This is a genomic window from Bradyrhizobium sp. PRIMUS42 (assembly GCF_023006515.1).
Taxonomy (GTDB): Bacteria; Pseudomonadota; Alphaproteobacteria; order Rhizobiales; family Xanthobacteraceae; genus Bradyrhizobium.
Genome location: NZ_JALBGZ010000481.1, coordinates 1 through 5,029, shown reverse-complemented (window position 1 = coordinate 5,029; position 5,029 = coordinate 1). Strand labels below are relative to the sequence as shown.

At 65.0% G+C, this 5,029-nt stretch carries 6 protein-coding genes; all 6 read right to left on the bottom strand.

The features are described from left to right. Positions 1-194 precede the first annotated feature (194 nt). The 6 genes from MOV75_RS27155 to MOV75_RS27130 are packed head-to-tail and all read right to left on the bottom strand — an operon-like array spanning position 195 to position 4,804. A complete protein-coding gene (locus MOV75_RS27155; RefSeq protein WP_246922944.1) occupies positions 195-1,070 on the bottom strand; it encodes an amidohydrolase in 876 nt (291 codons plus the stop codon). A gap of 13 nt (positions 1,071-1,083) precedes the next feature. After that, on the bottom strand, positions 1,084-1,479 hold the full coding sequence (locus tag MOV75_RS27150) for a RidA family protein (RefSeq protein ID WP_246922947.1): 396 nt from the start codon (positions 1,477-1,479) through the stop codon (positions 1,084-1,086). 25 nt (positions 1,480-1,504) lie between these two features. Beyond that, complete coding sequence (gene hpaH / locus MOV75_RS27145) at positions 1,505-2,308, bottom strand: 2-oxo-hept-4-ene-1,7-dioate hydratase (protein ID WP_246922950.1); 804 nt, start codon at positions 2,306-2,308, stop codon at positions 1,505-1,507. Positions 2,309-2,311: 3 nt separating this feature from the next. Further along, complete coding sequence (locus MOV75_RS27140) at positions 2,312-3,172, bottom strand: fumarylacetoacetate hydrolase family protein (protein ID WP_246922953.1); 861 nt, start codon at positions 3,170-3,172, stop codon at positions 2,312-2,314. Between the two features lie 45 nt (positions 3,173-3,217). Then, positions 3,218-3,835: a flavin reductase family protein gene (locus tag MOV75_RS27135; protein ID WP_246922956.1), complete on the bottom strand. Its 618-nt coding sequence runs from the start codon at positions 3,833-3,835 to the stop codon at positions 3,218-3,220. A 3-nt stretch (positions 3,836-3,838) separates the two neighbouring features. Further along, positions 3,839-4,804 carry a tripartite tricarboxylate transporter substrate binding protein gene (locus tag MOV75_RS27130; RefSeq protein ID WP_246922959.1) on the bottom strand — a complete coding sequence of 322 codons (966 nt, stop codon included), beginning with the start codon at positions 4,802-4,804 and terminating at the stop codon, positions 3,839-3,841. Between the last annotated feature and the right edge of the window lie 225 nt (positions 4,805-5,029).

Sequence of the window (5,029 nt, the reverse complement as noted above, 5' to 3'; positions counted from 1 at the left end):
CAGGGTGGGGAGGCAGCCCGTGGTGTGAGCGCTCGCGCCGACGGCGGTGCGCCCCCTCCCCCGCGTGCGGGGGAGGGTTGGGGAGAGGGTGTCTCCGCAATGGGACAATCCCCTAGAGGAAAAGGCCCTCACCCCCGCCCTCTCCCGCAAGCGGGAGAGGGAGCGCACTGCGCTCGTGGTGAGCCTTGCGTGCTCTAATCCGCAAACCCGAACAGCTTCGCCGGATTGTGCACGAGGATCTTTTCCAGCTCCGTCTGGTCCGCGACATAGCGGTACATCAGCTCGAGCAGATCGGCATCGTTCGGCGGCTGCTTGACGGAGACCGGATGCGGCCAGTCGCTGGCCCAGACGCAGCGGTCGACGGCCGCCTCGATATAGGCGCGCGCGATCGGGATGACGTCGTCGTAGGGCGCGCCGGCCTTCGAGGTCTTCTCGCCGAGTGACAGCATCACCCAGAAATTGCCCTTCTTCAGCAGCTCGAGCATCTTGCGCAAATTCGGATCGTCCTTGCCGGCCTCGGGGTCGGGCCGCGCCATGTGGTCGATCAGCACGGGCACGTCGAGATTTTCGTATTTCGCGACGCTCGACATGATGCCGTCCTTCTCCGGCTGGATCTTGACGTACCAGCCGAGCTCGCGGATGCGCGCGATCGCACGGGCGAAATCGGCGTCCGACAGCACGGCGCCGAGCTCCTGGCGGAAGCTGAAGCGCGCGCCGTGCACGCCGGCATCATGCAGCTTGGAGAGGTATGAGTCGCTCGCCTCAGCGAACACCAGCGCGTTGGCGCAGCCGCGATAGTTCGGGCCCATCGCAGCCAAGCCGTCGAGCACGACGGCGTGATCGGCGCCGTAGGTCGTGGTCTGCACGATGATGCCGCGCTCGATGCCGAGCGTTTTGTGCACGCGCAATGCCGCTTCCCAAGTCGCGGTCGGCATCCGGTAGGCCGCTCCCGGGCGCTCCGGATATTTGTCGATGGGGCCCAGCACGTGAAACTGGCTGTCGACGGTCTTCGGCGGCGGCGCCTTGCTTGGGCGGCGCGGATTGGGATCGAACGGCAGATAGGTCGGCATGCGCAAAACTCCTTCAGTCGATCACGGCGGTGAAGTCGCACTGCACCAGCGCGCCGCCGTCCATGTTGTCCATCGGCAGCGCGTGGCGCGCCGGGCGCGAATGCTCGTCCGGAAACATTTTCAGCCACTCGACATTGACGGGGCCGCGCTGCGTGCGGTCCTTCAGCCATACCGTCATCTTGATGATGTCGTCCGTGCTGCCGCCGGCGGCCTCCACCGTCGCCTTCATATGCGCGAACATGTTGGCGCATTGCGCGTCGAGACCCTCCGGCATCGCATTGGTCGAGGGATCGCGGCCGAGGATGACGCCCGACATCACGAGATGGCCGATGCGGCAGGCGTTCGGAATCGGATTGACGTGCTTGAAGCCGCCGATGTGGATGCTCTTGCGCCGTGTTTGACCCGTCATACTGCGCTCCCTGTTTGTTATTGGTTCAGACGAACTGGCACGACACCGAGCCGAACGCGCCGTAGTCGGCATGGAACGTGTCGCCGCGGCGGATGTCGACCGGGCGCGTGAACGATCCCGCCAGCACGACCTCGCCAGCCCTAAGATGCTCGTCATGCGGCGCGAGGCGGTTGGCGAGCCAGGCGATGCCATTCGCCGGGTGATTGAGCACGCCGGCGGCAAGGCCGGTCTCCTCGACCTCGCCGTTGCGGAACAGGAGCGCGCCGATCCAGCGTAGATCCGCGTCCATCGGGCGGATCGGACGGCCGCCGAGAACCAGCGCGGCATTGGCGGCGTTGTCCGAGATCGTATCCATGACCTTTCGCGTCTTGCCTGTCTCGGGATCGACGCGATGCATGCGCGTCTCCAGGATCTCCAGCGCGGGCGTGACGTAATCGGTGGCGTTGAGCACGTCGAAGATGGTGCAATCGGGACCACGCAGCGGCGCCTTCAGCACGAAGGCGAGCTCGACCTCGATGCGCGGCGCGTGGAAGCGGTCGAACGGAATCGGCGTGGCGTCGGCATAGAACATGTCGGCGAACAGCACGCCGTAATCCGGCTCGGAGATGCCGACCGCGTTCTGCATCGCCTTCGAGGTCAGGCCGATCTTGTGGCCCTTGATGATGCGGCCGCGGCCGAGCTGAAGCTTGGTCCAGGCGCGCTGGATCGCGTAGGCATCTTCGATGCTGAAATCCGGATACTCTTTCGAGAACATCGGGATCAGCGCCTTGGTGCGTTCGGCCTCATCCAGGCGCGCGGCAAGACGTTCGATCACAGCAGTGTCCAGCATGATCTAGCTCTCCGCCGCGACGGTGTTGCGCAGCACGCCGATGCGGCTCGATTCGACCTCGACGACGTCGCCGACTTTCAGCCAGCGCGGCGGATTGAAGCGGGCGCCCGCACCGGTCGGCGTGCCCGTCACGATCATGTCGCCGGGCTTCAGCGTTGCGAAGGTCGAGAGATAGGAGATGATGAAATCGAACGGGAACATCAGCCGCTCGGTCGTATCCTGCTGCCGCACCTCGCCGTTGACTCGCGTGGTGATGTCGTGAGGCCCGCGCGGGTCGAGCTCGTCCGCGGTGACGATCCACGGGCCGATGCTGCCGGAGCGATCGAAATTCTTGCCTTGGGTCACGTTGAACTTGCCGTGACGCAGCCAGTCGCGGATCGTGCCCTCGTTGCACAGCGTCATGCCGAAGATGTGCGACCACGCCTTCTCTCGCGGGATGTGACGGCCGCCCTGCCCGATCACGATGACGAGCTCTCCCTCATAGTCGAGCTGGTCCGAAACCTTCGGCTTCTCCAGCGGCTGGCCCGAGCCGGTCATCGAGGACATGCTGCGCACGAACAGGCTCGGATATTTGGGCAGGTCCGAATTGTCCTTATATTCGGCGTTGCGCTCGGCGTAGTTGACGCCGATGCACCACAGCTTTTCCGGCGCCAGCACCGGCGGCAGCAGGACGAGGTCTTCGAGCGCATAGTCGGGCCTGGCGCCCGCCGCCGCTTCCTGCGCATCGGCGATCGCATTGGCCGCGATCAGCGCGCGGACGTCGGAGAAGTTGCGGCCGATCCGCCTGGTCAGATCGATCACACCACCTTCGACGGCCGCGCCGTAGCGCGGCTCTCCGTCCAAGAGATAGCTTACGAGGCGCATGGTCGTTCTCCAATGGTGTTCGGGTAGCGCGGCGGGCGGCGGCGCTCAGTCTTTCGATTTCGGGGTCTGGAACACGGTCTTGAGCGTCACGATCTCGCCGAGTCGGGCGTAACGAGGACCGCCGATGCGGGCGATCGGGTCGAGCGCTGATGTCTCGACCTTGCCGTCGTTCACGAGGCCGTCGCGGATGTGGAACATCACGACCTCGCCGACGATGAGCCGGCTCTTGGCGTCGCCGAATTCGAGGCATTGCCGGAAGCGGCATTCCATCGCGACGGGCGCCGCCGCCAGCCGGCGCACCTTGATGCGCTCGCAGGGCAGGGTTTCGAGCCCGAGATGTTCGACCTCGCTGATCTCAGGCGGATGCTCGACCGATGAATCGTGCACCGCCGACATCAGCGGCGCATCGGCGATGTGGATCACATATTCCTCGGTATCGAGGATGTTGTGCGCGGTGTCCTTGTAGTCGGCGCCCTTGCGGCCGACGCTGATGGCGAGCATGGGCGGCTTCTGCGAGACGAAGGTGAAGGCGCTGAACGGGGCGAGGTTGAGCACGCCGCTGCGCGACAGGCTGGTCACCCAGGCGATCGGACGCGGCACCACGATGCCGGTCATCAGGCGGTAGATGCGCTCGGCACCGAGCTCGGTGGGATCGATCTGCATGGCTCAGTTCGCCGTGATGTTGGCCTTGCGCACCACCGGAATCCACTTGGCGTCCTCGCGCTCGAGATAGGCCCTGAATTCGTCCGGGGTCATCGGCGTGGCTTCGCCGCCGAGTTTTTCGAATTTGTCGACCACGCTGGGGTCCTTCAGGATCGCGACGAGCGTTTCGTGCAGCTTCTCCACGATCGGCGCCGGCGTGCCCGCGGGTGCGAACAGGCCCGTAAAAGTCTGGCCGTCGAAATCCTTGTAGCCGAGCTCGGTGAAGGTCGGCACGTCGGGCAACGACTTCAGGCGGTGCGGGCTGGTAACGGCGAGCGCGCGGAACAGGCCGGCCTTGATGTGCTGCAGGCTGACCGTGAGCTGGTCGAACGCGAACTGCACCTGGCCGCCGAGCAGATCGTTGATCGCCGGCGCATTGCCGCGATAATGCGCCGTGACCCATTGCACATCGAGGTTCGACTGCATCAGCTCGCTGAGCAGATGGTTGGTCGTGCCGGGGCCGGGCGAGGCCATTGTCAGCTTGCCGGGCTCGCGCTTGGCAAGATCGATGAACTCCTTCAGCGTCGTCGCCTGCACCGACGGATGGACCTCGAGCACCAGCGGCGTCATCGAGATCGTCGAGATCGGCAGAAAGTCCTTCTTCCAGTTATAGGCGTCGCGCTTGTTGATCTCGGTCGCGAACAGCACCGGGCCGTTGGCGCCGACGAACAGCGTGTAGCCGTCGGGCGCCGATTTCGCGAAGGCTTCGCCCGCGATCATGCCGCCGGCGCCGGCCTTGTTCTCGATGACGAAGGGCTGGCCGAGCTTTTCCTGCAGCTTGTCGGCGACGATGCGCGCGGCGCTGTCGACATTGCCGCCGGCGGGATAGGGCACGATCAGCTTGACGTTGCGTGCCGGCCATTGCTGGCCCGACGCTGGCCCGGCCAGCATCGCAGTAGCGGCAGCTATGGCAATCCAGATTAATCTCATGTTAACCTCCCGGCAGCGCTTCCAATTTCGTCGAATGCCTGACGTCGCGCATGGCAACTCGTTCGGAGCGCAATCTCCAAAGGCGCGCTTTACCTGTCGAGTGAATTGTGGCGTTCTTGTCCATATTATGGACAGAACCAGAGTAGCCCGCAATGCGATGGCACCGCGGCAGGGCGCGCAGGCAATCCGCCGCGCGCTCGCGGTGCTGCGCATTCTCGCCGCAGG

Excerpts from the sequence above, each read along its gene's own strand:
- MOV75_RS27155 (WP_246922944.1), bottom strand. The coding sequence starts at position 1,070 with ATGCCGACCTATCTGCCGTTCGATCCCAATCCGCGCCGCCCAAGCAAG.
- MOV75_RS27150 (WP_246922947.1), bottom strand. The coding sequence starts at position 1,479 with ATGACGGGTCAAACACGGCGCAAGAGCATCCACATCGGCGGCTTCAAG.
- hpaH (WP_246922950.1), bottom strand. The coding sequence starts at position 2,308 with ATGCTGGACACTGCTGTGATCGAACGTCTTGCCGCGCGCCTGGATGAG.
- MOV75_RS27140 (WP_246922953.1), bottom strand. The coding sequence starts at position 3,172 with ATGCGCCTCGTAAGCTATCTCTTGGACGGAGAGCCGCGCTACGGCGCG.
- MOV75_RS27135 (WP_246922956.1), bottom strand. The coding sequence starts at position 3,835 with ATGCAGATCGATCCCACCGAGCTCGGTGCCGAGCGCATCTACCGCCTG.
- MOV75_RS27130 (WP_246922959.1), bottom strand. The coding sequence starts at position 4,804 with ATGAGATTAATCTGGATTGCCATAGCTGCCGCTACTGCGATGCTGGCC.